Source organism: Nocardia thraciensis (assembly GCF_054782435.1).
Genome location: NZ_BAAGSM010000023.1, coordinates 126280 through 148528, shown reverse-complemented (window position 1 = coordinate 148528; position 22249 = coordinate 126280). Strand labels below are relative to the sequence as shown.

27 protein-coding genes and 1 pseudogene are annotated in these 22249 nt (G+C 68.7%); 17 read left to right on the top strand and 11 right to left on the bottom strand.

Annotated features, from left to right (window positions below; translation table 11 throughout):
- Positions 1-40: 40 nt before the first annotated feature.
- Genes lspA through ACYVLQ_RS14445 form a run of 3 tightly spaced genes read left to right on the top strand, consistent with a single transcriptional unit; the run spans position 41 to position 2287 of the window.
- Positions 41-682 (top strand): signal peptidase II, encoded by a 642-nt coding sequence (gene lspA / locus ACYVLQ_RS14455; RefSeq protein WP_460697965.1) that lies wholly within the window; start codon positions 41-43, stop codon positions 680-682.
- A complete protein-coding gene (locus ACYVLQ_RS14450) occupies positions 679-1605 on the top strand; it encodes an RluA family pseudouridine synthase (RefSeq protein ID WP_460697964.1) in 927 nt (308 codons plus the stop codon). Before lspA ends, ACYVLQ_RS14450 begins: the two co-directional genes overlap by 4 nt.
- Complete coding sequence (locus tag ACYVLQ_RS14445) at positions 1598-2287, top strand: hypothetical protein (RefSeq protein ID WP_460697963.1); 690 nt, start codon at positions 1598-1600, stop codon at positions 2285-2287. The genes ACYVLQ_RS14450 and ACYVLQ_RS14445 overlap by 8 nt, the downstream gene beginning before the upstream one ends.
- A 113-nt stretch (positions 2288-2400) precedes the next feature.
- On the opposite strand, the gene ACYVLQ_RS14440 is transcribed toward ACYVLQ_RS14445, so the two are convergent.
- Entirely contained in the window at positions 2401-2919 is a 519-nt protein-coding gene (locus tag ACYVLQ_RS14440) for a GNAT family N-acetyltransferase (RefSeq protein ID WP_460697962.1), read from the bottom strand.
- A 13-nt stretch (positions 2920-2932) separates the two neighbouring features.
- On the opposite strand from ACYVLQ_RS14440, the gene ACYVLQ_RS14435 reads away from it, so the two are divergent.
- From ACYVLQ_RS14435 to ACYVLQ_RS14415, 5 genes are all read left to right on the top strand, one after another.
- Complete coding sequence (locus ACYVLQ_RS14435) at positions 2933-3508, top strand: helix-turn-helix domain-containing protein (protein ID WP_460697961.1); 576 nt, start codon at positions 2933-2935, stop codon at positions 3506-3508.
- Between the two features lie 207 nt (positions 3509-3715).
- Positions 3716-6139, top strand: a complete 2424-nt coding sequence (locus ACYVLQ_RS14430; protein WP_460697960.1) for a cation-translocating P-type ATPase — start codon at positions 3716-3718, stop codon at positions 6137-6139.
- Between the two features lie 124 nt (positions 6140-6263).
- A complete protein-coding gene (locus ACYVLQ_RS14425) occupies positions 6264-7082 on the top strand; it encodes a PhzF family phenazine biosynthesis protein (protein WP_460697959.1) in 819 nt (272 codons plus the stop codon).
- 71 nt (positions 7083-7153) lie between these two features.
- Positions 7154-7450: an SDR family NAD(P)-dependent oxidoreductase gene (locus ACYVLQ_RS14420; protein WP_460697958.1), complete on the top strand. Its 297-nt coding sequence runs from the start codon at positions 7154-7156 to the stop codon at positions 7448-7450.
- Positions 7447-7764: an SDR family oxidoreductase gene (locus ACYVLQ_RS14415; protein ID WP_460697957.1), complete on the top strand. Its 318-nt coding sequence runs from the start codon at positions 7447-7449 to the stop codon at positions 7762-7764. The genes ACYVLQ_RS14420 and ACYVLQ_RS14415 overlap by 4 nt, the downstream gene beginning before the upstream one ends.
- Before the next feature lie 60 nt (positions 7765-7824).
- Here the strand turns inward: ACYVLQ_RS14415 and ACYVLQ_RS14410 are convergent, their stop codons facing one another.
- Positions 7825-9474 carry an MFS transporter gene (locus ACYVLQ_RS14410; RefSeq protein WP_460697956.1) on the bottom strand — a complete coding sequence of 550 codons (1650 nt, stop codon included), beginning with the start codon at positions 9472-9474 and terminating at the stop codon, positions 7825-7827.
- Entirely contained in the window at positions 9471-10577 is a 1107-nt protein-coding gene (locus tag ACYVLQ_RS14405) for an FAD-dependent monooxygenase (protein ID WP_460697955.1), read from the bottom strand. Before ACYVLQ_RS14405 ends, ACYVLQ_RS14410 begins: the two co-directional genes overlap by 4 nt.
- Before the next feature lie 144 nt (positions 10578-10721).
- Here ACYVLQ_RS14405 and ACYVLQ_RS14400 point away from each other — a divergent pair, with 144 nt between their 5' ends.
- Positions 10722-11330, top strand: a complete 609-nt coding sequence (locus ACYVLQ_RS14400) for a TetR/AcrR family transcriptional regulator (protein WP_460697954.1) — start codon at positions 10722-10724, stop codon at positions 11328-11330.
- 13 nt (positions 11331-11343) lie between these two features.
- Here ACYVLQ_RS14400 and ACYVLQ_RS14395 read toward each other — a convergent pair whose 3' ends face one another.
- Complete coding sequence (locus ACYVLQ_RS14395; RefSeq protein ID WP_460697953.1) at positions 11344-11499, bottom strand: hypothetical protein; 156 nt, start codon at positions 11497-11499, stop codon at positions 11344-11346.
- A 237-nt stretch (positions 11500-11736) separates the two neighbouring features.
- Between ACYVLQ_RS14395 and rarD the strand changes: the two genes are divergently transcribed.
- From rarD to ACYVLQ_RS14380, 3 genes are all read left to right on the top strand, one after another.
- Positions 11737-12633: an EamA family transporter RarD gene (gene rarD / locus ACYVLQ_RS14390; protein ID WP_460698255.1), complete on the top strand. Its 897-nt coding sequence runs from the start codon at positions 11737-11739 to the stop codon at positions 12631-12633.
- 103 nt (positions 12634-12736) lie between these two features.
- Positions 12737-12952: a hypothetical protein gene (locus ACYVLQ_RS14385; protein ID WP_460697952.1), complete on the top strand. Its 216-nt coding sequence runs from the start codon at positions 12737-12739 to the stop codon at positions 12950-12952.
- A 132-nt stretch (positions 12953-13084) separates the two neighbouring features.
- Complete coding sequence (locus tag ACYVLQ_RS14380; protein ID WP_460697951.1) at positions 13085-13480, top strand: VOC family protein; 396 nt, start codon at positions 13085-13087, stop codon at positions 13478-13480.
- Between the two features lie 175 nt (positions 13481-13655).
- Here the strand turns inward: ACYVLQ_RS14380 and ACYVLQ_RS14375 are convergent, their stop codons facing one another.
- Together ACYVLQ_RS14375 and ACYVLQ_RS14370 are read right to left on the bottom strand one after the other, a co-directional pair.
- On the bottom strand, positions 13656-13868 hold the full coding sequence (locus ACYVLQ_RS14375; protein WP_460697950.1) for a DUF397 domain-containing protein: 213 nt from the start codon (positions 13866-13868) through the stop codon (positions 13656-13658).
- The gene (locus ACYVLQ_RS14370) at positions 13865-14752 is read right to left on the bottom strand and encodes a helix-turn-helix domain-containing protein (RefSeq protein WP_460697949.1); all 888 of its coding nucleotides are present in this window, start codon (positions 14750-14752) and stop codon (positions 13865-13867) included. Before ACYVLQ_RS14370 ends, ACYVLQ_RS14375 begins: the two co-directional genes overlap by 4 nt.
- Before the next feature lie 286 nt (positions 14753-15038).
- On the opposite strand from ACYVLQ_RS14370, the gene ACYVLQ_RS14365 reads away from it, so the two are divergent.
- Genes ACYVLQ_RS14365 through ACYVLQ_RS14355 form a run of 3 tightly spaced genes read left to right on the top strand, consistent with a single transcriptional unit; the run spans position 15039 to position 15741 of the window.
- The gene (locus tag ACYVLQ_RS14365) at positions 15039-15281 is read left to right on the top strand and encodes a hypothetical protein (protein WP_460697948.1); all 243 of its coding nucleotides are present in this window, start codon (positions 15039-15041) and stop codon (positions 15279-15281) included.
- Positions 15282-15289: 8 nt separating this feature from the next.
- Positions 15290-15547, top strand: coding sequence for a hypothetical protein (locus ACYVLQ_RS14360; RefSeq protein ID WP_460697947.1), 258 nt, complete (start codon positions 15290-15292; stop codon positions 15545-15547).
- Positions 15544-15741 carry a hypothetical protein gene (locus tag ACYVLQ_RS14355; RefSeq protein WP_460697946.1) on the top strand — a complete coding sequence of 66 codons (198 nt, stop codon included), beginning with the start codon at positions 15544-15546 and terminating at the stop codon, positions 15739-15741. Before ACYVLQ_RS14360 ends, ACYVLQ_RS14355 begins: the two co-directional genes overlap by 4 nt.
- Positions 15742-15757: 16 nt before the next feature.
- Here ACYVLQ_RS14355 and ACYVLQ_RS14350 read toward each other — a convergent pair whose 3' ends face one another.
- The 5 genes and pseudogenes from ACYVLQ_RS14350 to ACYVLQ_RS14330 all read right to left on the bottom strand — a co-directional run bounded on the left by ACYVLQ_RS14350 (position 15758) and on the right by ACYVLQ_RS14330 (position 19505).
- On the bottom strand, positions 15758-16171 hold the full coding sequence (locus ACYVLQ_RS14350; protein ID WP_460697945.1) for an acyl-CoA-like ligand-binding transcription factor: 414 nt from the start codon (positions 16169-16171) through the stop codon (positions 15758-15760).
- Positions 16172-16177: 6 nt separating this feature from the next.
- Positions 16178-16294 (bottom strand): annotated as a pseudogene (locus ACYVLQ_RS14345) (TetR/AcrR family transcriptional regulator); the annotation flags it as partial.
- A gap of 450 nt (positions 16295-16744) precedes the next feature.
- Positions 16745-17794: an ABC transporter substrate-binding protein gene (locus tag ACYVLQ_RS14340; protein ID WP_460697944.1), complete on the bottom strand. Its 1050-nt coding sequence runs from the start codon at positions 17792-17794 to the stop codon at positions 16745-16747.
- 3 nt (positions 17795-17797) lie between these two features.
- Positions 17798-18685 carry an ABC transporter permease gene (locus ACYVLQ_RS14335; protein ID WP_460697943.1) on the bottom strand — a complete coding sequence of 296 codons (888 nt, stop codon included), beginning with the start codon at positions 18683-18685 and terminating at the stop codon, positions 17798-17800.
- Positions 18675-19505 carry an ABC transporter ATP-binding protein gene (locus ACYVLQ_RS14330; protein ID WP_460697942.1) on the bottom strand — a complete coding sequence of 277 codons (831 nt, stop codon included), beginning with the start codon at positions 19503-19505 and terminating at the stop codon, positions 18675-18677. The genes ACYVLQ_RS14335 and ACYVLQ_RS14330 overlap by 11 nt, the downstream gene beginning before the upstream one ends.
- Before the next feature lie 306 nt (positions 19506-19811).
- On the opposite strand from ACYVLQ_RS14330, the gene ACYVLQ_RS14325 reads away from it, so the two are divergent.
- On the top strand, positions 19812-21539 hold the full coding sequence (locus ACYVLQ_RS14325) for a sensor histidine kinase (protein WP_460698254.1): 1728 nt from the start codon (positions 19812-19814) through the stop codon (positions 21537-21539).
- The gene (locus ACYVLQ_RS14320) at positions 21521-22222 is read left to right on the top strand and encodes a response regulator (RefSeq protein WP_460697941.1); all 702 of its coding nucleotides are present in this window, start codon (positions 21521-21523) and stop codon (positions 22220-22222) included. The genes ACYVLQ_RS14325 and ACYVLQ_RS14320 overlap by 19 nt, the downstream gene beginning before the upstream one ends.
- Positions 22223-22249: the final 27 nt, after the last annotated feature.

Here is a 22249-nt window from a genome sequence, read left to right as displayed (position 1 = left end):
TACCCGGCGAGCGACGAGGCCGCTATCCGTATAGGGGATGATGTCTGCTGTGAGTACCGACCGGCCGCGCGAGCAGGACCCCGACGATCACGACGAGATACCGCGGGACGTGACCCCGTCCGACGGCGCGTCGGCGGGCGATGCCGCGTCCGGGGCGCCGCGCCGCCTGCCCGCGCTGCTGGCGGTGGCGGCGGTGATCTTCGCGCTGGATCTCGGCACCAAGGTGCTGGTGGTGGCGAAAATGACGCCGGGCGAACCGATTTCGATCGTCGGCGACGTGGTGCGGCTGACCCTGGTGCGCAATGCGGGCGCCGCGTTCTCCATGGCCACCGGCATGACGTGGCTGCTGACGCTGGTCGCCGCGGCAGTCGTCGTCGGGGTGATCAGGATCGGCCGCTCGCTGCGGTCGCCGGGTTGGGCGGTCGGGCTGGGCCTGGTGCTGGGCGGCGCCTTCGGTAACCTGGTCGACCGGTTGTTCCGCGCGCCCGGACCGCTGCAGGGGCATGTGGTGGATTTCATCTCCGTCACCAAGTGGTGGCCGGTGTTCAACGTCGCCGACTCCTCGATCGTGTGCGGGGCGATCCTGCTGGTCGTGCTGACGCTGTTCGGGTTCGAGCCCGACGGCACCCGCACCCGGAACTCGGGCGACAAGGCGGCCTCGGCCGCGGGTGACCAGGCATGAGGGAGACGCGCGCCATGCCGGTCCCCGACGGCCTGGACGGACTGCGCGTGGACGCCGGGCTGGCGCGGCTGCTGGGCCTGTCGCGCACCGCCGTCGCCGCGCTGGCCGAGGACGGGTCGGTGCAGATCGACGGCACCCCCGCGGGCAAATCGGATCGGCTGGTCGCGGGCTCGTGGCTGGAGGTCGAGTTCCCGGAGCCGAAGCGCGAGCTGACGGTGGAGGTGACGCCGGTGGAGGGGATGAAGATCCTCTACGCCGACGACGACATCGTGGCCGTCGACAAGCCGGTCGGAGTGGCCGCGCACACCGGTGTGGGCTGGGCGGGGCCGACGGTGGTGGGCGGGCTGGCCGCCATGGGCTACCGGATCTCCACCTCGGGCGCGCACGAGCGGCAGGGCATCGTGCACCGGCTGGACGTCGGCACCTCCGGCGTGATGGTGGTGGCGCAGTCCGAGCACGCCTACACGGTGCTCAAGCGCGCGTTCAAGCAGCGCACGGTCGACAAGCGGTATCACGCTCTGGTGCAAGGACATCCGGATCCCTCCAGCGGCACCATCGACGCGCCGATCGGGCGGGCGCGCGGTAACGAGTGGAAGTTCGCGGTGACCGCGGACGGCCGCCCCAGCGTCACCCACTACGACACGGTGGAGGCGTTCCAGGCGGCGAGCCTGCTCGACATTCACCTGGAAACCGGTCGCACCCACCAGATTCGGGTGCATTTCTCCGCGGTTCGGCATCCCTGCTGCGGCGATCTCACCTACGGTGCGGATCCGCGGCTGGCCGAGCGGCTCGGGTTGGAGCGGCAGTGGCTGCACGCGCGCTCTCTGGGTTTCGCCCATCCCGCCGACGGGCGGTGGCTCGAGATCACCAGCGAGTATCCTGCGGATCTGGAGCATGCGCTCGACGTCCTGCGCAATGCGTGATCGACTGCGGACGCTCGGAATCGCCTGTGCCGCAGTTGTTTTAGTTGTTGTGGTCGTGGTGCTGGGCTTTGCGATCCCGCCGCGTCCGGCGGTTGTGACGACCGACCGGCTCGGGCCGGAGTCGGGGGAGCCGGTCGCCGAGTATCTGGCTCGCGCGCGGGACTCGCTGGGCGGCAACGGTTCCGCTTCGCTCGAGAGCGGCGAGCGCTGGGCGCTGGTGTCGTTCGCCTCTGGTGTGGCAGCCGCGCGGCTTCCGGAACATGCTGCGGGACTGCGGATCTCGCAGGTGCTTTACCACGTGCCGATCGACCGGGTGTTCACCCCGTTGATCTCTGTGCCGGTCGCAGCGGGCGATGCTGCCGCCATCGCTTCGGGCCGTGCGGCCGCGGGCGCGATGGAATATGTCGCGACCGATCCGGCGCGTTCGGCCGACGACCGCGCCCTCCGGACCGCGGCGGTGGTCGCCGCGCGCCTGCGCGCCGAATGCCCCTGCGTCGTCGGCGCGGTCGTGCGAGGCTCCCTCGAACGCTTGCGAGAACTGCCCTCGCACAACAACATCCGCGCGGTCGAAGCCCTGCCCCCCGACGCCGCCGCAGGCGCCTTCGCCGTAGTGCCCCTCCTCCCCGAACAACAGGAGTCGGCCGTCCCGGGACCGGACGACGGCCCCGTGCCCGAACGTTGAGCCGCCCCGCCCAGGCCCCGGCACAGCCCCCTCGCACCCCGTGCGTGTTCACGCACCTGGTGCAAGCGCTGTAGCGGGTGCGGGGATGAACGCGGGGTGCGGGAGTTGGAGATTCAGAGGCTGAGTTGCATGAGGTGGGTGTCGATCCAGCGGTTGTGTTTGTAGCCGACTCGGCGGAGGTGGCCGGAGTCGGTGAAGCCTCGGCTGCGGTGCAGGGCGGGGGAGGAGGAGTTTCCGGTGTCGGCGATGACGGCGATGACCTCGCGCAGGTCGCGGGTGCGGCAGGCGTCCAGCAGTGCGTCGAGGAGTCTTCCGCCGAGGCCGCGGCCGAGGGCCCACGGCGCGAGGTAGATGGAATTCTCCACCGTCTGCCGGTAGGCCGGCCGGGTCTTCCAGGGCGCGCAGTAGGCGTATCCGGCGATGCGGCCGTCCTCCTCGGCGACCAGGAACGGCAGCCCGGCGGCGGTGATCGCGGCGAAGCGGCGCTGCCACTCGGCGAGATCGGGGGCCTGCAGTTCGAAGGTGGATACGGTCTCGGTGACGTAGTGCGCGTAGATCTCGGTGACCGCGGGCAGGTCGGCGTCGGTACCGGCGCGCACCGTCCGGAGTTTCGCTATAGGAGAATCAGTCACTACTATAGTGTAGATGGACCTCGTCGCACTCGGCCAGCGCATCCAGCGCCTGCGCCACGACCGCGGGCTCACGCTGCAGGCCCTCGCGGAGCTGTCGTCGGTGAGCGTGAGCATGCTGTCCGCCGTCGAACGCGGTGACAAGGCGCCGACGGTGGTGGTGCTGGACCGCGTGGCCGCCGGTCTCGGAATCCGGCTGTCCGCCTTGGTCTCCGAGCCGGACAGTGAGCGGATCATCGTCCGCCGCGCCGCCGAACAGGATGTCATCGACGAATCGGGCTGGGAGCGGACGATTCTCACTCCCGTGGTGCCCGGGGTGAATTTCGAATGGATCCGCTCGACCCTGCCGCCCGGTTGCGTGCCCGGCGAATACCCCTCCTACGCACCGGGCTCCCACGAGTTCATCTACGCCGAATCGGGCACCGTCACCTTGACCATCGACGGAGAGCAGGTTGTCGAACTGGGCGCGGGCGATTCCATCTACCTCGCCGCCGACAGCACCCTCCACTACGCCAACCACACCGCCCACCCCTGCACCTACTACGTAGCGGCTTTGATCATGCGCTCCCGAAGCCCCCGCCCTCTCCGCTAGCGCGAAGAAGGCGGGGAATGAAGAGAGCCCGGTTGGGCATTCGAAGGTACGTCCTTGCCTCGGCGAATCCATATTCTTTCCCCGGCGCGCTCGCATCCATACTTGTTTCCCGGCATGCTTTTGGCCGGGAGCAGTGCGGATGGGCGAATAAGCGTCGTCGGGACGCGCCTCGGCGCTCGGCGGGGCGGGACGTTCTAGGCTGTCGGCATGTCGATCACCGAGCAGGCGGCGCGGGCGCCGGGGCTTTCCGCGGCTGAGGTCGAGCAGCGCGTGCGCGACGGGCAGACCAATGATGTGCCGGATCGGGCCAGTCGGTCGGTCGCCGACATCGTGCGGGCCAATGTGTTCACCCGGATCAACGCGATCCTGGGTGTGCTGTTCATCCTGGTGCTGGCCACCGGGTCGATCATCGACGGGATGTTCGGCCTGCTGATCGTCGCCAACAGCGTCGTCGGCATCGTGCAGGAGGTGCGGGCCAAGCAGACGCTGGACAAGCTGGCGATCGTCGGGCAGGCCAAGCCGATGGTGCGCCGCGCCGGTCGCTCGGAGGAGGTCGGCCCCAAGGACGTCGTCCTCGACGACCTGATCGAACTCGGCCCCGGCGACCAGATCGTCGTCGACGGCGAGGTGGTGGAGTCCGAACTGCTCGAGGTCGACGAGTCGCTGCTCACCGGCGAGGCCGACCCGATCGACAAAAGCGTTGGCGCACAGGTCATGTCGGGTAGCTACGTGGTCTCCGGCTCGGGCGCCTACCGGGCCGCCAAGGTGGGCCGCGACGCCTACGCCGCCAAACTCGCGGACGAGGCCAGCAAGTTCACCCTGGTCAACTCCGAGCTCCGCAACGGCATCAACACCATCCTGAAGGTGATCACCTACCTGCTGATCCCGGCGGGTCTGGTGACGATCTACAACCAACTGTTCTCCAGCCACGAGTCGTGGCGCAGCGCGCTCAACGGCATGGTGGCGGCGCTGGTGCCGATGGTGCCCGAGGGCCTGGTGCTCATGACGTCCATCGCGTTCGCGGTCGGCGTCGTGCGCTTGGGCCAGCGCAAATGCCTGGTGCAGGAACTGCCCGCGATCGAGGGCCTGGCCCGCGTGGACGTGGTGTGCGCCGACAAGACCGGCACCCTCACCGAGAACGGCATGCGCCTGTCGGAACTGCGCACGGTGGGCGATATCCCCGAGGAGCGGCTGCGAGAAGTGCTGGCGGCCATGGCTTCCGACGATCCGCGGCCGAACGCCAGCGTCGCGGCCATCGGCGAGGCGCTGCCGGACTCGCCCGGCTGGCAGCCGACGGCCGTGGCGCCGTTCTCCTCGGCGAGGAAGTGGAGCGGATTCTCCTACGGCGACAAAGGCAATTGGCTGCTCGGCGCGCCCGATGTGCTGCTGGACCCGGCGTCGGAGGCGGCCGTCGCCGCGCAGGAGGTCGGCTCGCAGGGCCTGCGGGTGCTGCTGCTGGCCACCGGCGACCGCCCGGTCGACGCCCCGGACGCGCCCGGCGCGGTCACCCCGCAGGCGCTGGTCGTGCTGGAGCAGAAGGTGCGTCCCGACGCCCGGCCGACGCTCGAATACTTCGAGAGCCAGGATGTTTCGATCAAGGTGATCTCCGGCGACAACGCCGTGTCGGTCGGCGCGGTGGCCTCGTCGCTCGGGCTGCCCGGCGGCAATCACGCCGTCGACGCCCGCACCCTGCCGACCGAGCGCGACGAACTCGCCGACGTACTCGACGACGAGACCACCTTCGGCCGCGTGCGCCCGGATCAGAAGCGCGCCATGGTCGGTGCGCTGCAGTCGCGCGGCCACACCGTCGCCATGACCGGCGACGGCGTCAACGACGTGCTCGCGCTCAAGGACGCCGATATCGGCGTGGCGATGGGCGCGGGCAGCCCGGCCACTCGCGCGGTGGCGCAGATCGTGTTGCTGGACAACAAGTTCGCCACCCTGCCCTACGTGGTGGGCGAGGGCCGCCGGGTGATCGGCAATATCGAGCGGGTCTCGAATCTGTTCCTCACCAAGACCGTGTACTCGGTGCTGCTGGCGTTCCTGGTCGGAGTGGCGGGCATCGGCTCGCAGCTGTTCCACTACGAACCGGTGCCGTACCCGTTCCTGCCGCGGCACGTGACGATCGCGGCCTGGTTCACCATCGGCATCCCGGCCTTCATCCTGTCGCTGGCGCCCAACAACGAAAGGGCGCGAACGGGTTTCGTACCCCGGGTGCTGCGGCTGGCGATCCCGTCCGGAGTCGTCATCGGCGTGATGACGTTCATCGCCTACCTGATCGCCTACCAGGGCCCGCAGCAGAGCGATGTGCAGAAGGTGCAGGCGGGCACGACCGCGCTGATCACGCTGCTGATCATCGCGGTATGGGTGCTGGCCATCGTGGCGCGGCCGTGGAACTGGTGGAAGATCGTGCTCATCGGCGGCTCGGTGCTCGGCTACCTGATCCTGTTCACCATCCCGTTCACGAGGGAGTTCTTCCGGCTCGACCCGTCCAACGCGGCCCTGACCACGACCGCGTTCGTACTGGGCGCCATCGGGATCGTGCTGGTGGAGGTGGCCTGGTGGGCGAGCGCCTCGATGGCGGGTGAGCAGCGGCACCTGATGCCGGATTCGCCAGGGGAGAATGCCTGACACCGGTCCTGCGAAAGCGGCTGACTACAGCGGTTTTTCGGGCGGCTAACTGGTCGCATGCTATGGCGCGCCGTGAACGGTGTTGTCCCGCGTGTCTATTGGGAACACGGGTACCTTCGGCAGTATGGAGGTCCTGCTGCATCAGATCGATGCATTCGCCGACGCGCCGTTCACGGGCAACCCCGCGGCGGTGATGCCGCTGCTCGAGTGGCTGCCCGACGAGCTGCTGCAGCAACTGGCCGAGGAGAACAATCTCGCCGAAACCGCCTTCTACGTATCCGAGCTGCCGCCGGAGGCGGGGGCGGCGCCGGGGACGGGACCGGCCTTTCACCTGCGCTGGTTCACGCCCGCGGTTGAGGTCGACATGTGCGGGCACGCGACGCTGGCGTCGGCCGCGCAGATCCTCGACGATATGCATCCCGGCGGCGACCGCGTGCATTTCTTCACCCGCAGCGGCTGGCTGACCGTCGACCGCACCGACGACGACGAACTCGTGCTCGACCTCCCCGCCGTCGCCTCCCTCGACGTGGTGGCCGACCCGGACCTGGTGGACGCGCTGGGCGTGCGCCCGCTGCGCACCCTGACCGGCCAGGACGAGGTGATCATCGTGGCCTCCGAGCGGGAGGTCCGCGCGGCCCGGCCGAACCTGGCGGCCTTCCCGAAGCTGGCCCGCGGCGTCATCCTCACCGCACCCGGCGACACCGCCGATTTCGTCTCCCGCTTCTTCGCCCCGGGCGTCGGCATCCCGGAGGATCCGGTCACCGGCTCGGCACACGCCCAATTGACCCCGATCTGGAGCGGCGATTTCGGCCGCGCCGATCTGACCGCCCACCAGCTGTCCGCCCGCGGCGGCCGCCTCCGCTGCACCCTCGCCGCCGACCGTGTCCTGCTCACCGGCCGCTGCCACCGCTACCTGGACGGTGTTGTGCGCCTACCGGATTGACCGAAGGTTCGGGCGGTACAGGGATTTCCTATAGCGGCCGCTGTTATGTCGTCTTCGCCGCGGGTGCACAGGTGCTCACGACCGCTCGGTCGGCGACGAGTGCGGTGCCGGAAGGGGCCGTGTTCGTGGCGGCCGATGTGCGGACACGGGCGGGAGCGGAGGCGCTCGCGACGGCCGTGCGGGAGGTGCTCGGCGGGGTGGACATCCTGGTGCACAACGCGGGCGGGGAAGGGCCGCACCGGGGTGCCCTCGCCATACCCGACGAGGAGTGGCAGGACGCGCTGAACCTGAACTTCCTGACGTCGGTGCGGCTGGACGCGCTGCTGGCTGCTGGCATAGGGGATGCGGGAACGGCGGTCGGGGCATGATCGTGCATATCTCCTCGGCGGCCACCCCGACCGTGGCGCCGCCGTTCCTGCACTACACGGCGGCGAAGGCGGCGCTGGAGAACTACAGCCGCGGGCTGGCCGCGGAGCTGGCGACTCCCGGCGGCGAGGCGACGCGGGAACAGTGGGCGCGCATCAACGAGGGCCCGGGCCAGGACAACTCCGCGCCGCCGCTGGGTCGTGACGGGCGGCCCGACGATATCGCCGACGCGGTCCTGTTCCTGGTCTCCGACCGGGCGAGCTGGCTGACCGGAAGCAGCCTCGTCGTGGACGGCGGCGAATTCCCCAGGGGCTGAGGGTATTCCGGATGTCGGGTGATGCGGTGGTGGCGCGTGCCGATCGGGGTATCGCCTCCATTATTTCCGGCGCGCTTTTGGCCGGAATCCACGGTGGGGAGGTGGGGATCCCGGCCAAGAGCATGCCGGGAATATGGGGGTAACGCTTGCCGGGTGTGTGGTGGTGCTTGTTGTCGGGAGTGTGGTGGTGCTTGTCGGGTGTGTGGTGACGGTGGCGTGTGGGGAAGGTGGTGGTTGCCGGGAAGAGGGTGGTGGAGTGAGTGCTGTTGGGGTGCTGGGAGTGCCAGATCTGTTGCGTGCCAGCATGATTGCGGGCACTGCGGCGAGGATGAACAGCAGTCCCGCCATCGCGACGTAGAGGTATACGCCGGTTGCTGTGCTTACCGGGGCGCCGTCTGCGAAGGTGCCGGGGATGCGGGTCGCCCGGAGCACCTCGCCACCGGCGAAGTTGAATACGACCGAGCCGAGGGCTAGTACCACCGACACCAGACCGGCGATCGTGCCTTGCCGCCGAGGAACTTCGAGACTGGTGGCCAAGTTGTATCCGGAGGCGCCGATCGCACCGGCGGCCACGCCGACCATGGCGCCGCAGGCGACCGCCAGCGGGAGCACCGAGACGCCCGCCAGCATCGCCAGGCTCGCCGCCGCGCCGATAGTGATGCCGCCGAGCAGCGGTAACGCGGGACCGACGCGCCCCGCCATCCATCCCGCGCAGGTACCGCCGACAACGATGCCGACGTTGGGCGCGGCGAGCAGCACCGCGACCGCTTCGCCGCGCCCCAGCCCGTAACCGAGCCCCAGGTCAGGTGGCACCTGGGCGATGATGCCGGTCAGCTGCAGCATGCTCCGGAAGGAACCCGCGGCGAGCACCAGTGCCAGCAGGGTCAACAGGATCGGGCGGCCGAGAGCCCGGATATCGATGAGGGGCTCGTCGACCCGCAGCGCGCGGAACACCCACCCGGCCAGCGCGGCGACACCGGCCACCAGTAGCGCGACCATACCTCCGGACAGCCATCCGAAATCCTTGCCGAGACTGACGTAACCGAGAACCGCGCCGAGTCCGCCGCCGAGCAGCAGCGCCCCGCCGACGTCGATCCGGCCGGCCCCGCGAATCGGCGACTCCGGGATGAACCAACGCACGCAGAGCGCTGCCACCGCCGCGAGCACCGCCGCGACGACGAATACGCTCCGATAGCCGAACACATCGATGACCGGCTGCATCAGGAACGGCTCGATGATCCCGACGAGCGACGATCCCGACGTCACCAGTCCGACCACCGCCATCGCCACCCCCGGACTGCAAATCTGGCGTGCGAGAACGACTGTGAGGAACACCGCGGCGAAGGCAGCGCCTTGTAAGAAACGCCCCACCACGAAGATCCAGACATTGGGCGCGGCAAGACAGATCAGCGCTCCCGCACACGCGAGCAGCAGTGTCCCGACGAGTATCCGGCGTTTGCCGAAGAGGTCGGAACTCTTCGCGAGCAGCGGCGACCAGATCGCCCCGGCCAGCATCGCACTGGCATTGAGCCACGCGGCCTGATCGGTGTCGAAATGCTCCAGCAGTTGCGGCAGCACCATCAAGGGCGAGCCGATCACCACATCGGCCAGGACGTTGGCGAGCGTGAGGACGGCGGCCCAGAGAATGAGCCGCCGACTCCAACGATGTTCCCGGACAACAGGATCCGAATCGTCGGACAGGCCGCTCACGACGCGTTCTCCCCGAGACCCCGCAACGCCTCGTTGCGGGCGGCAATGGCCTCCCAGGTGGTCGGCAACATGCGGTCGCGCCCGCCGTGGACGCGGCCCTGGGCGAAGGTGACGTAGGGGCGTTGCCGCGCTTCGTATCCCGTGAACGCGGCGGTGAGATCGTCACCGCACCGCTGGATCTCCTCGGCGAGAAAACGAGCGCCGGTGAGCGCGAGCGAAGTGCCGCGGCCGGAGAGGAACGCCGGGCTGTATCCGGCGTCCCCGACGAGCACGACCTGGCCGCGATGCCAGGAGGGCATCCGTATCTGGCTCGCGGAGGTGAAGTAGAACCCCGGGTCGGCCCGGGCCGCATCGAGTAACTCCGGAATCCGCCACGACCGGTGCCCCGCGAACGCGTCGATGAGAATCCGCTTCTGGGCCTCCGGATCGCGGTGGTCGTAATCGATTGGCTCGGAGCGGAATTGGAAGACCGCGACGGCCTTGCCCCCGTACCGGAACACTCCCGCCATGCGACCGGGGACGTTGTAGATCGAGTTACCGCCCGCGCAACTGCGCTCGCCGGGCAGATCGGCGAGGGCGAAGTACACGCCGAGGTGGCGGAGGTAGTCCGCCGTAGGCCCGAACACCAGCCGGCGCACCGCCGAGTACTGGCCGTCTGCGCCGACCACCAGGTCATACCGCCCGGTGCGGCCCGAAGCGAAACGCACGCGGCCGTCGTCGGTCAGGGACTCGATCGACTCGCCGAAGCGGATCGCCGCGGTGTCCGGAAGCGCATCGGCGAGGATGCGCACGAGATCCTCGCGCAGGATCTCGAGGTCGTCGTCGGAGTCGTTCACCTCCGCCAAGGGAATCCGTGCCACCGGCGCGCCCGCGGAGTCGACGAATCGGGTCTGTTCGGACATCCTGATCCGCTGTTTCCGAATCCGCGCGAGCAGCCCCATCCGGTCGACGGCCTCGATCGCGTCGCCGCGGATATCGATGGGGGTACCGGTGATCCGAAGGCCGCGGGCGTACTCGACGACCGCGACATCGTGGCCGCGCGCGCCGAACTCGAGCGCGCACGCGAGCCCGGCGATCCCGGCTCCGGAGATGAGGATGTTCACGGGTGCGCTCCAGGTTCAGACAATGGACTACTAAAAGAGAAAATCTGTTGCTTTAATGAAGCCTACCGACGACCGGCTCGCACCGCAACGACGCGGCTGCGCGACAATCGGCACCCGAGCAGAGAGCAGGAGGTGAGCGCGGCGATGGCCGACGAGTCCGCTGACCGGCCGCCCGCACGGCGCCCCGGCGGCCGCAACGCGCGGGTGCGCGCGCAGATCCTCGCCGCGACCGCCGAACTCGTGGCGCGCGACGGCATCGCGGGCTTCCGGTACGAGGAGGTCGCCGAGCTCGCGGGCGTGAACAAGACCAGCGTTTACCGCAACTGGCCCGACCGCGAGGAGCTGGTGGTCGAGGCCGTCCTGCGCTACGCCGAAGGTCTCGCCTCGGTGGCCGACACCGGCGATATCCACCGGGACCTGGCGGACTACCTGGTGGCCCTCGCCGGAGGCCTGGAAACGCCGTTCGGCGTCACGCTGGAACAGGCCGTCCAGCCCGCGCGCCGGAACCCCACCGTCCGGCAAGCGCTGGTCAGAATCCTCGATCAGCGCCAGGCCGCGCTGCGACGCCGTGTCGACGCCGCGGTCGATCGGGGCGAGCTGCCCCCGGTCGACAGCGCCTTCCTCGGCGAAATGATCTCGGGCCCAGCGCGTCTCATCGTCAACCGGGGTATGCGCCGGTTCACCCGCGCGGACGCCGACCGCATCGTCGACGTAGTGCTCGCGGGCATCCGCGCCACGGCGCCGCAAGATTGACCAGTGAGAGTGTTCAGGCCACCGGTGCGAAAGCGGCTGTGCCGGACCAGGATTCCTGGCGCAGGAGTTCGAGCAGGGCCGTCTCGGCGGGTCCCGGATCCTGCTGGACCACCGCGATGACGGGCTGGGACACGGCCGGGGGAACCGCGGACGCCGGGACCAGCGTCACCCCCCAGCCCCTGAGCGGCCTCGGCGACCGCCAGCGCGTATTCGTACTGCCGAAGGCTCATCCGAACCCGTCCCTTCCGGGTGGGCCGCGTCCACCTCGTCGCACTCGGTTTCACAGTAGGCGGGTGCCTGCGAGCGCTGCTCGACAGTGGTACCGGGCGGAAGTACCGTCTTGGCGGTGCAGTTTCGGAAACGGTCGTCGGCTGTGATCCCTGGCTCCGGCGGCGCGGCGAGCCGGGTGCGGCGGACGGGTAACTGGGGAGTCGCCGTCGGGGCGGGCGCCTACCTGTGCTGGGGTGCGTTCCCGGCGTTCTTCGGCCTGCTGGAGTTCGCGAACCCGGTCGAGATCGTGGCGCAGCGGATTCTGTGGACGCTGGTCGTGGTGCTGATCGGGCTGCTGCTGGCCGGGCGGATCCGGGAGCTGTGCGGCATCGACGGCCGGACCTGGCGGCTGGCCGCCGTCGCGGGCGCGGCGATCGCGCTCAACTGGGGTGTGTACGTCTACGGGGTCACCTCCGGGCATGTCGTGGAATGCGCTCTCGGATATTTCATCAACCCGCTGGTCACCGTGCTGTTCGGCGTGGCGATCTTCCGGGAGCGGCTGGTCTGGCCGCAGTGGGCGGCGCTGGGGCTGGGCGGCGCCGCGGTGGTCGTGCTGACCGTCGACTACGGCAAACCGCCGGTAATCGCGCTCGTGCTGGCCTGCTCGTTCGCGACCTACGGGCTGGTGAAGAAGGTGATCCGGCTCGACCCGATGCGCAGCGTCGCGGCCGAGGGTCTGGTGTCGGCGCCGTTCGCGCTGGTGGTGGCGCTCGTGTTCGTGCTGACCGGGCAGTCCGCGTTCGGGGACGGCGTGGGCGGCACGGCCCTGATGATGGCGACCGGTCCGGTGACCCTGGTGCCGCTGCTGCTGTTCGCCTTCGCGGCGGGCCGGGTTCCGCTGTCGACCATGGGAATTCTCCAATACCTCACTCCCGCACTGCAAATGGCGTGGGGCGTGCTGGTCGGCCACGAGGCGATGCCGCCGTCGCGGTGGGCCGGATTCGGGCTGATCTGGCTGGCGCTGGCGGTCTTCACCGCCGATGCCCTGCGCCGTGCGCGCCGCGCGGCCGAAATCCGCGCCGCCGCCCACTGATCCGGGGCCGGTGGTTCTCGGGGCTGTCGGTGCGCGTGCGGCGGCTGTACCGTCCGGGCGAACGCGTAGCCACCCCTCGGCCACCGTTCGGAAAGGATCCATGATGCCCAAGAGAATTCGCTTCGCACTCCTCGCCGGTGTGTTCGCCGCCGCGCCGCTGGCCGCCGCCGCACCGGCCTCGGCCGTCACGGTGGAGCAGGCCGAACAGGAATCGCGGCCCGTCGCCATCATCTGCACCCAGCAGTACCCGCCGAGCCTGCCGTGCCTGCTGTCGTCGCTGTCGGCGTCGATCTCCTCCGGGCCCAACCTGCCCCTGTAGGTGTGAATCCGGTGACCCGCGGGTTGCCGGATCTCCTCCGGGTGGGATACGTTCTGTCTCGTGGCGGTGCTCCCGTAGGCCGACTTGGTACCGGTCCGGGGTCGGGATCGCCACGAGCACAGGAGAAATCCTTTGTCCGTTCAGTTCAATCACACCATTGTCGGGTGTCACGACAATCAGAAGTCCGCCGAATTCTGGGCCGACATTCTGGGCCTGGAGGTAGGGCCGCGGTGGGGGCCGTTCGTTCCGGTCACGGTCGCCAACGGAGTCACCTTCGATTTCGCGGTCGTCCCGCCGGGCAACACCGAGATCCAGCCGCAGCACTACGCCTTCCTGGTCTCGGAGGAGGAATTCGACGCGGCCTTCGCGCGGATTCAGGCCCGGGACCTGCGCTTCTGGGCGGATCCCCGGCAAGCCCACGAAGGCGAGATCAACCACAACGACGGGGGCCGCGGAGTGTACTTCCTCGACCTCAACGGCCACTACCTGGAGATGCTGACCGTCCCGTACGGTGGCTGGCCCGAGTAGTCCGGCGATCACCGACACAGGGATCACCCTGGTGATGCACGACTGGGGCGGACCCATCGGGACCCAATTCCCGCACCCCTCGCAAGTTCCCGCACGGGTTACATGTGCTGTAATCGGTGCGGGAATGACCAGGGGGTGCGGGAACCGTCGGCCCTGCCGACCGGTAGGCGGTGGATTACGCAGGGGGACGGTGGGATTCGCTGTCCCGCATGCTTGCGGTGAAGGCGTCCCACTCGCCGGGGGTGAAGATCAGGGCGGGGCCGGTGGGATGCTTGGAGTCACGCACGCCGACCTTGCCTTCGGCGAGCCAGGCCACCTCTACGCATTCGGTCCTGCCAGCGCTACGGCTGCTCTTGAACCAGCATGCTCTGGATAGGTCGATGTTCACGCTTCGTATCTCCTAGCCACCTGCCGGAGCAGGTCCCGCGATTTCGTTTCATCCAGCGACGCGTCCCGCATCGCCGAAGCGAGCTTCTGGTATTGCAGCACGTCGTCGGGCTTCTCCAGATAAAGGTCGTTCGTTGATCCTTCCAGATATACCAGCGGGGGTTCCACCGGTTTTCCCTTCGCATCGGTGCCGAAGCTGAGGATCGAGAAGGTTTCTGGGAGTAAGCCCCATATGACCCCGGCCGAGAACGGCAGGATGCGCAGGCTGACGTTGGTTCGCTTGCTGACCTCTGCTATATGCCGCAGTTGGGCGGCCATGACCCGTGGGTCGCCGACCACACGGTGTAGAGCGGATTCATGAAGCAGCACTTCAAGTTCCACGGGGACAGCTTTGCGGGTGATGATTGCCTGACGCCGCATTCGAAGCTCGACACGACGTTCGATGTCTTCAGGATCGTTGTGCTGAAGGTAAGCGCCGATGATTTCGCGTGCGTAGTCCGCCGTTTGCAGCAAGCCGGGAATGATCTCGTTGTAGACGATCAGATGCTCCACCGCCGACTCGAGCCCGACGTACATCTTGAAAGTCGAGTCGCTGTGAAGCCCACCGAACGCGGTGTACCAACTCTTCACCTGGGCCTGCTTGGCCAGCTGGACCGCATGCTCGGTCTCCTCCGGCGACAGCTCGTACAGCTCGCAGAGCGCTTGGACATCACGGACGCGGATGCGCACGATCTCACCGGCCTCCATCCGCTGTAGGGCGGACTTGCTGAGTTCGACCAGGGGCGCGGCCTTTTGGATCGTGAGGCCGATGCCCTCACGTGCCTCACGCAAGAGGCGACCGAGTTGCCGCCTCGTCAGTGTCGATGGTTGATCGTCCTCGGTCATGCGCGTACCCCCTGCTGATTCGGGTCGGATTCCCTCCTGGATCTGGGTCGGACTTTACAACGGTTGCGGACCATTTCCTGGTGATTCCGAAGGATTGGGTCGGGACACGCGAATCGGGTCGCTTCCTGCGGTTTTGCGTGGTCTCCTGGGTTCGGCAGTCGAGACGGCGCCGTTTGCGGTGGGAGACCGGAACGCTCTCACCTCCGACGGGAAACGCGGCGCGGACCGCGCGCCCCGTCTCGGCTGCCGCCCGGAACACACCACGGATATTTGCGGGGTCGAGGACATGATCACACGACGGAGTACCGGCATCGCGGCCGAACTGGCGGTGCTGGCGGTGCTGGAACCCGGTGGGCTGCTTACGGTTCGGCAGTTGGCCGAGCAGGCGGGGCTCACCGGGTGGGCGGCCCGCGCGGCGGTCGCCTGGCTGGAGCGTCGCGCGCTGGTCGCGCCGGCGCATCGGCGATCGCGGTGGCGCATCACGGATCTGGGCCGAACCGCCGCCGCCTCCCGCGTACTGCCTCGATAGGCGAGGGCATGAACGGTGTGTACCGGACCGAGGTGGACGGGATGGAAGCACAGTGGCGATTCGATCAGGAAGGGGTTGGAATTATGAACGTACGCAACATGATTGACGGTACGCTGAGGACCGTGGGCACGGACCTGGCACAGGCGCGTGAGCGATTGCCGGAATTGAGCCGATTGTGGGATGCGGTCCGGCGCGATTTCTGGCGCGAGTTCTTTCCTTCCTCGCGCTCGTTCCCGGCCGCGCACTCCACGCGGTGGCTCGGATGACCGAGCGGCGGCTGATGAACGACGACCCGGTACCCCAGGTCCGGCAGGTGTCGGCACGCGCCACCCGCGGCGGCTACCGCCTGGTGCGCGACACGACGCCACCCAACCGGTGGCTCCTGCTGGACCTGGAGGACGGCGAATGCCTCTACTCGGCGCTGACCCTGGACGAGATCGACCAGTGGCTCGGCGAATGAGCCGCCCCCGGCTCGATCAGCCGAAGTTGTCCGCTACCAAGCGAACTGCCGCCAGCAGCGCGGGCTTCAGGGGCTCGCCCCCGGCCGCCGCGGCGCGAATGGCGGCCATGCCCGCGCCGACGAACGCGCCGACGACGATCGCCGCCCGAATGTCGTCGAGGTCCTCCGGGTAGCTGCGCCGCAGCGTCGCGGCCATCCGCTCCTGGGTGGCGAAGGTGCGCTGCAGCATGGCGCCGTACAGCGACGGCACCGTGAACAGCAGGCGGGCCCGCGAGGAGCCGAGTTCTTCGATGGGATCGTCGCGCTGCTCGGTCGCCAGCATCGCGCCGAAACTGCGGAGTACCAGATCGGCCGGAGTCTCACCGGGCTCGGGCTCGCTCAGCACCCGCAGGCCCGACTCGACGATCTCGGTCCGGTCGCCGAAGACCAACTCCTCCTTGGTGGCGAAGTAGTTGAAGAACGTGCCTAGGGAAACCTCTGCGGCACGGGCGATCTCGACCGTCGTGGTCTTGTCGTAGCCCTTCTCCTCGAACAGGCGGTAGGCCGCTTCCAGCAGTGCGCGGCGGGGTGCGCTCCTTCTTCAGCCGTCGCCAAGCTCGCCGACCGCCCCACCGACGGCCTCACCCTGCCCGAACGAATCGACCTCGAACAGTTCCTGGATCTGGTGGTGTGGTTGGACCACTACGATCCTGCGGTCAGCACGGGGTGAGCGGGGTCCCGTCGTCATTCCGGCAAAAAGCGCGCCGGAATGACGACGGGAAATGGGGAGTGCTGCGCCGTGGCGGGAATGAGGACGGGAAGCAGAGTGTGCTGCGCCGTGGCGGCGGGGAATGAGGACGGGAAGCAGGGTGTGTTGCGCAGTGGCGTCGGGAATGAGGACGGGAAATGGGGTGCTGCGCGGCGGCGACGGGGAATGAGGACGGTGTGGTGGGTGCCCGGCCGCCCCTCGCGCGGCCGGGCAAGTCCTCCTTATGTTCCGGCGTGCTCTTGGCCGGAATCCTCTCTATTGCCTCCCCTTTAGCGCCTTCTGGACGAACTCGTTGGTGTAGGTGTTCTCGAGTTCGATGCTGTCGCGCTTCGGGGCCACGTTGCGGGAGTACTTGCCGAGGATGTTCAGGACATTCTGGGCGCCTTCGGGTTTCATCAGGCCGTCGCCGTTGAACATGCCGATCGAGTCGCGGATCGACTGGACGTAGAGGTCCTTGCCCGCGGCGGCGTACTGCGGGGGCATCTGCGCCGCGATCTCCTCCGGCGTGTGCCCCTTGATCCATTGCAGGGTCTGGACGAACGCCGTCGCCAGCTTCTGCACGATCTCCGGATGCGACTGCACGGTATCGCATTTCATGTACAGCGACGATGCCGGATACAGCCCGCCCAGCGCGGCCCGCGTGCCCGCCTCGGTGCGCATGTCCACCAGTATCTCGGCATCACCGGACTTGACCATCTGCGCCACCGTCGGATCCGTGGTCATGCCCGCGTCGATGCCGCCGTGGTTCATGCCCGCGATGAACGTCTGTCCCGCACCGACCTTCACCCGGTCGTAGTCGGACGTGGTCATGCCCGCCTGTCCGGCGAGCGCCTGGGTGAGGAAGTCGGTGGACGACCCCAGCGAGGTGACGCCCAACTTCTTGCCGCGGAAATCACTGGGCGACTTGATGTTCCCGGCCTGGGCCTTCGACACCAGCTCGGCCTCGCCCGGTACGTCCGCGAACTGCACGACGGTTTTCAGGCACTGGTCCTTGGCCTGCAGGTCGACGGTGTGGTCGTAGAACCCGACCACGGCCTGCACGTCACCGGTGAGCAGCGCGGTCTCGGCACTGGCGCCGGACTGCTCACCCATCAGCTTCACGTCGATGTCGTTGCGGGCGAAATTGCCCAGCCGCTCGGTGAGCATCGCGGGCAGGTAGATCACCTTCTCCAGCCCGCCGACCATGATGGTGATCTGCGGCCGCCCGTCCGCCATCGGAATCTTGCGCGAATCCCGGCATCCCGTCGCCAGCAGCAGCGTGCAGACAGCGAGCAAGACGACGGCAATATGCTTGCGATACTTCATGGCTCAGATCCCGTGTCCCGACTGTGCCTGCGACGGACGCCATTTCAGCAGCCGCCCTTCGGCGAATCCGATACCCCATTCGGCCAGCAGCGCGACCACGGTGATGATGATCATGCCCGCATAGATGCCCGCCGCGTCGAAAGTGCCCTGCGCGTTGGAGATCAACAGCCCCAGACCCTTGCTGGCGCCGGCGTATTCGCCGACCACCGCGCCGATCAGGGCGAAGCCGAAGGCGGTGTGCAGGCTGGACAGGATCCAGGTCGTCGCGCTGGGCAGCACGATCTGCGACAGCACCTGCCAGCGGCTGGCGCCCAGGATGCGGGCATTGTTGATGACATTGCCGTCCACTTCGCGAGCACCGGTGAAGGCGTTGAAGAAGACCGCGAAGAAGGTCAGCACCACCACGGTCGCGACCTTGGACTCCAGGCCCAGGCCGAACCAGATGATGAACAGCGAGGCCAGCACGATGCGCGGAACGGCGTTGAGCGCCTTGATGAACGGCGCCAGCACCTCGGCCCAGTAGCGGCTGCGGCCCAGCAGCACACCGAGTACCACACCGGCGACCGTGCCGATGGCGAAGCCGAGCACCGCCTCCTCGACCGTGGTGAAGATCTGCAGCCAGATCGAGCCGAACTGCGTTCCCTCGGTGAACCATTCGACGATGCGCTGCCAGATCAGCGACGGCTTCGAATAGAAGAACGGGTCGATCCACAGCGAGGCGGTCAGCTCCCAGGAGCCCAGCCACAGCGCTATCAGGGCGATGCGCAGGCCCCAGGTGCGCAGTCGCGTACGGCGGGCATGGCCGCGTGCGCGTGCGAGGATCGCCTCCTCGGTCTCGGTCTCGACAACCGTTGCGTCGGTGGAGATCTGGTCGATGGTGCTAGGCGACACGGTCGGCTCCCTTCTCGCGGGCGGCGTCGACCTGGTCGCGCAGCGTGCCCCAGATCTCGCTGTACAGGCGGCGGAATTCGTCGGTGAGGCGGACCTCCTCCACGTCACGCGGGCGGTCCAGGGTGACGCGGAAGTCACCGCACACGGTGGCGGGACTCGCGGTCATCACCACCACGCGGTCGGCGAGCACGATGGCCTCCTCCAGGTCGTGGGTGACGAAGATGACCGCGGCGCCGCTGCCGCCCCACACCCGCAGCAGTTCGTCCTGCATCAGCTGGCGGGTCTGCACGTCCAGCGCGCTGAACGGCTCGTCCATCAGCAGGATCTCGGGATCGTTGACCAGCGTCTGCGCCAGCGCGACCCGCTTGCGCATACCGCCGGAGAGCTGATGCGGGTAGTACTTCTCGAACCCGGCCAACCCGACCGTGCGCACCCACTCCGCGGCGCGTTCCCGCCCTCGGGCCTTCGACGCGCCCTGGAACCGGGGGCCGAGCGCTACATTGTCGAGCACGGTCCGCCACGGCAGCACCGCGTCCTGCTGGAACATGTAGCCGATGCCGTCGGGAATGCCGTCGACATCCTCGCCGCGCACCAGGGTTCGCCCGGCGGAGGTCCGCTCCAGTCCCGACACCAGCGACAGCGTGGTCGACTTCCCGCAGCCGGTGGGGCCGACGACGGCGACGAATTCGCCTGGGGCCACGGTGAAGTGGAGGTTCTTCACCGCGGTGTGAATGCCGCCGCCGGAGCCTGGGAAGCGCTTGGTCGCGCCCCGGAACTCGATACACGGGTCGCCGTGGGGGCGGTCCATGAGGTTGGTCATGAGGTCTCCTGAACTTCAGGCCGCACGTGTGATGTGTGACCGCCGATCGACAATAAGTGCGCCGGGTCACACCGCACCGGGTTGTGCGCACAACCGGCGCAAGCTGCAATTCAGGCGTTGTGCTCATTTTGTGCAGGGGCGGGCAACTCGTTCTCGCATCCGCTCGAGCGGTTGTAGCTGGTGCGGGAAGGAATGCGGGGTGCGTGAAGGTGAGTGGGGGGCGAATGGTGTGCAATCGTTGCGGAGGGTTGTGATCATTTAGCTCAGGCGTGTAGAACTGGCGGGGTGAACGTGTTCGGCCGCGGGGTGCGGTTGCGGACACAGATCGTGTTGCTGCAGGTCGTGCTTGTTGCGCTGACGCTCGGTATCGCGTTCGGCGTGTTCGCCCATGTGGGTCAGGAGCGGCTGTCCGGGGAGTACGGGCAGCGGGCGCTGGCGATCGCGCGCACCGTGGCGGCCGATCCGCAGGTGCGGTCGGAGACGTCTAGCTACACTTCGGCTACCTTCGCCGAGAATTCGGGACTCGCCGCTTCGCTCGCCGACGGTCCGCTCGAGCGCAGCGCCGAGGAGACCCGCCGGAGCACCGGGGCGCTCTACGTTGTGATCACCGATGACGCGGGAATCCGGCTGGCCCACCCGGACATTCGGCGGCTGGGGGAGATGGTGAGCACCGACCCGTCGGCCGCGCTGGCCGGATCGGAGGTGGTGATCCAGGAGCGCGGCACGCTCGGCGAATCGGTGCGGGCGAAGGTGCCGGTGCTGCGGCCCGACGGCGACAGCATCGTGGGGGAGGTGAGCGTGGGCATCTCGACGACGGCCGTGCGCGAGCAACTCCTGGCCGACCTGCGCCGCGCCGGACTGTTCGCCGCGGCCGCGCTGCTGGCCGGAGTGATCGGGTCGATGCTACTGGCCCGGCGTTGGCACGGGCTGACCCTTGGCCTGCAGCCGCCGGAACTGGCGGAACTGGTGCGCGAGCAGGCGGCCGTGCTGCACGGTATCGGCGAAGGCGTGGTCGCCGTCGACACCCGGTGGCGTCTCACCGTCGTCAACGACGAGGCCCGGCGGCTGCTCGGCATCGACGGCGCCAACGGCACTCCGGTGGACGAGATCGGTTTGCCCCCAAGGGTTCTGCAGGTGTTTCGGGCCGCCGCCGCCCGGCCCGCGCAGACCGCGGTCGGCGATCGTCTCGTGGTGGTCACCGCCCGCACCGTCAGCCGCGACGGGCGCGACTTGGGCGCCGTGCTGAGCGTGCGCGACCGCACCGACGTCGAATCGCTGACGCGCCAACTGGATGCGGTGCGGTCGATGAGCACCGTGCTGCGCGCGCAGCGCCACGAGTTCGCGAACCGGCTGCACCTGCTCAGTGGTCTGCTGCACGGCGGCCGGACGGACGAGGCGTCGCAGTACATCGACGAACTGCTGGGCTCCGGTCCGCTCGGTGCGGCGCTGCCCGGCATGGACGCGATCCGCGACCCGTACCTCCAGGCATTCCTCGCCGCCAAGGCCGCGCACGCGCGCGAGAGCGGCATCGGACTCCGCCTCGGCCCCAACACCTGGGTCGACGCGAATCTCGCTGTGCCCGTGGACGTCACGACCGTCCTGGGCAACCTTCTCGACAACGCCATCGAGGCGGCGCGTGCCGAGCGCCACGGACGGACCACAGAGGACGGATCGCCGGAGCGGACCGGAGGCGATTCAGGGGACGAATGGGCGCCGGTGGGCCATGTGGAGGTCGAACTCGTTCAGGAGGGCGCTACCTTGCACATCACCGTGGTCGACAGCGGAGCCGGGGTCGCGGCGGATCTGGTGGAAGCTGTTTTCGCGGAGGGGGTTTCGACGCGGCCTGACAACGGGGCGCCGGGCGGGCGCGGGGTGGGGCTGGCGTTGTCGCGGCAGGTGTCGCGGGCGCTGGGCGGGGATGTGGTGTTGTCGAGTCCGGGCGGGGGTGAGGCGCCGCTGCGCGGGGCGGAGTTCATCGCCCGGCTGCCCGGTGTGCTGGTGGAGGGAGAAGCCGTATGGGCACAACCGATCTGAGCGTGCTGGTCGTGGACGACGACTTCCGGGTGGCGAACCTGCACGCCGGAATCGTCTCGGCGCTACCGGGTTTCACCGTCGGTGGCACGGCGACGACGCTCGCCGCGGCGCGCTCGGCGCTCGCGGAGACAGCGTTCGATCTGGCGCTGGTCGACGTCTACCTGCCCGACGGATCGGGTGTGGACCTGGTGCGCGAGATCGACTGCGACGCCATGATGCTCACCGCCGCCACCGAAGCCGCCACGGTGCGCGCGGCATTGTCCGCGGGTGCGCTGGGCTATCTGGTGAAGCCGTTCGACCATGCCGCACTGGCGACGCGGCTGGCCGGTTACGCCCGCTACCGTCGTCTGCTCGCCGCCCCGGTGGTCACGGCCCGCGATATCGATGCCGCCGTCGAGGCGTTGCGACCTGCCGGGCCGGGCGGGTCGGCCGCGGCCCCGGCCTCGCCGACCAAAGACTTGGTGCTGCAGGCCGTGCGGCAGTCGACGGCCCCGATGTCGGCGGCGGAAGTATCCGGCGCGACCGGGGTCTCCCGCGCCACGGCCCAGCGCTACCTCGCCAATCTGGTCGCCTCCGGAGCCCTGCGCATGCAACTGCGCTACGGCAGCACCGGCCGCCCCGAACAGGAGTATTCGGCCGGGCCGTCCCGGGTTCGAGGGGGAGGCGCCGCGGCGGGCGAGTGATCTCGGCGGCCCGGTCAGTCGACTTTG

Bases quoted from the DNA above. Each gene is read 5' to 3' on its own strand.
- ACYVLQ_RS14400 (WP_460697954.1), top strand. From the start codon at position 10,722: ATGGCCGACGAGTCCGCTGACCGGCCGCCCGCACGGCGCCCCGGCGGC.
- lspA (WP_460697965.1), top strand. From the start codon at position 41: ATGTCTGCTGTGAGTACCGACCGGCCGCGCGAGCAGGACCCCGACGAT.
- ACYVLQ_RS14425 (WP_460697959.1), top strand. From the start codon at position 6,264: ATGGAGGTCCTGCTGCATCAGATCGATGCATTCGCCGACGCGCCGTTC.
- ACYVLQ_RS14430 (WP_460697960.1), top strand. From the start codon at position 3,716: ATGTCGATCACCGAGCAGGCGGCGCGGGCGCCGGGGCTTTCCGCGGCT.
- ACYVLQ_RS14320 (WP_460697941.1), top strand. From the start codon at position 21,521: ATGGGCACAACCGATCTGAGCGTGCTGGTCGTGGACGACGACTTCCGG.
- ACYVLQ_RS14435 (WP_460697961.1), top strand. From the start codon at position 2,933: ATGGACCTCGTCGCACTCGGCCAGCGCATCCAGCGCCTGCGCCACGAC.
- ACYVLQ_RS14450 (WP_460697964.1), top strand. From the start codon at position 679: ATGAGGGAGACGCGCGCCATGCCGGTCCCCGACGGCCTGGACGGACTG.
- ACYVLQ_RS14365 (WP_460697948.1), top strand. From the start codon at position 15,039: ATGATCACACGACGGAGTACCGGCATCGCGGCCGAACTGGCGGTGCTG.
- ACYVLQ_RS14330 (WP_460697942.1), bottom strand. From the start codon at position 19,505: ATGACCAACCTCATGGACCGCCCCCACGGCGACCCGTGTATCGAGTTC.
- ACYVLQ_RS14370 (WP_460697949.1), bottom strand. From the start codon at position 14,752: ATGACCGAGGACGATCAACCATCGACACTGACGAGGCGGCAACTCGGT.
- ACYVLQ_RS14415 (WP_460697957.1), top strand. From the start codon at position 7,447: ATGATCGTGCATATCTCCTCGGCGGCCACCCCGACCGTGGCGCCGCCG.
- ACYVLQ_RS14340 (WP_460697944.1), bottom strand. From the start codon at position 17,794: ATGAAGTATCGCAAGCATATTGCCGTCGTCTTGCTCGCTGTCTGCACG.
- ACYVLQ_RS14360 (WP_460697947.1), top strand. From the start codon at position 15,290: ATGAACGGTGTGTACCGGACCGAGGTGGACGGGATGGAAGCACAGTGG.
- ACYVLQ_RS14355 (WP_460697946.1), top strand. From the start codon at position 15,544: ATGACCGAGCGGCGGCTGATGAACGACGACCCGGTACCCCAGGTCCGG.
- ACYVLQ_RS14445 (WP_460697963.1), top strand. From the start codon at position 1,598: ATGCGTGATCGACTGCGGACGCTCGGAATCGCCTGTGCCGCAGTTGTT.
- ACYVLQ_RS14385 (WP_460697952.1), top strand. From the start codon at position 12,737: ATGCCCAAGAGAATTCGCTTCGCACTCCTCGCCGGTGTGTTCGCCGCC.